Raw genomic sequence first — 1168 nt, 5'->3', positions numbered from 1 at the left:
AAGGCGAACCGCGCTTCGAATTCGTTCGCGAGAGGCCCAGCGACGAGCAGATCCGCAACCGCAAAAGTTGCCGGGTCACCCCCTCAACCGAGTGAATAGAGCCCGTGCGCACTAATCCTGTGGGAGCGAGCAGGCTCGCTCCCACAGGGTCATGCATTGATCAGTGGGGTTGGGTGTCGCCGGCGGCGGTGTCGATGCTGACAACCACTGACATCCCCGGCCGCAAGCGTTCTTCTTCCTGCTGGTCGGGATCGATGGTGATGCGCACCGGCACGCGCTGGGCGATCTTGACGAAGTTGCCGGTGGCGTTGTCGGCCTGCAGCAAGGCAAATTCCGAGCCGGTGCCCGGCGAAATATGCTGCACGTGGCCGGTGAATCTGCGGTGGTTCAAGGCGTCGACGGTAAAGCGTACCGGTTGCCCGACCCGCACGTTGGCCATCTGGGTTTCCTTCATGTTGGCGATCACCCACTTCTGGTCCGGGACCAACGCCATCAACTGCGCGCCGGAGTTGACGTAGGCGCCGAGGCGCACGCCGATCTGCCCGAGCTGACCGTCGCGCGGGGCGACAATTCGCGTGTTCGACAGATCGATCCGCGCCAGTTGCACCGCCGCTTCGGCACTGGCCACGGCGGCCTCCAGCGAGCCGCGATTGACGATCACCGTTTGCAGATCCTGCCGGGCGATTTCCAGATTGGCCTTGGCCTGCGCCACAGAAGCCGTGCTTTGCGCGTTGGCAGCGAGGGTCACGTCAAATTCGCGCTTGGACACCGAGCCGTCGCGCACCAGCTCCTGATTACGCCGCAGATCCGCCTCGCTCTTGCGCAACTGCGCCTGGCTGTCGGCAAGCACCGCCTGACGCAATTTGATCGTCGCTTCGGCGCTGTTGCGCTGCTGCACGACGTTGGCCAGTCCGGCCTTCTGTACTGCCAGTTGTGCCAAGGACTGGTCGAGGCGTTGCTGATAAATGCGGTCGTCCAGACGCACCAGCAGATCCCCGGCCTTGACGTACTGGAAGTCCTGGACCGGCACCTCGAACACATAGCCGCTGAGCTGCGGCCCGATGATCGTCACCTGCCCGCGAATCAAGGCGTTTTCGGTGGTTTCGACCGCACTGCTGAATGGCGGCAGTTGCCACGCATACAGCACGATCAGCACGCCGACGATGGC

Annotated in this window: 1 protein-coding gene; it reads right to left on the bottom strand. The window is 63.5% G+C overall.

Going from position 1 to position 1168, the window contains the following annotated elements; translation table 11 throughout:
• Positions 1-160: 160 nt before the first annotated feature.
• Positions 161-1168, bottom strand: a 1008-nt coding sequence (locus OQK_RS00790) for an HlyD family secretion protein (protein ID WP_016770686.1), incomplete at its 5' end; no start/stop codon positions are given.

The sequence above is a fragment of the Pseudomonas sp. R62 genome (assembly GCF_000257605.1).
GTDB classification, from domain to species: Bacteria; Pseudomonadota; Gammaproteobacteria; order Pseudomonadales; family Pseudomonadaceae; genus Aquipseudomonas; species Aquipseudomonas atacamensis.
Note: the sequence above shows the minus strand (reverse complement) of the source record. Positions and strands in the feature narration are given on the sequence as shown.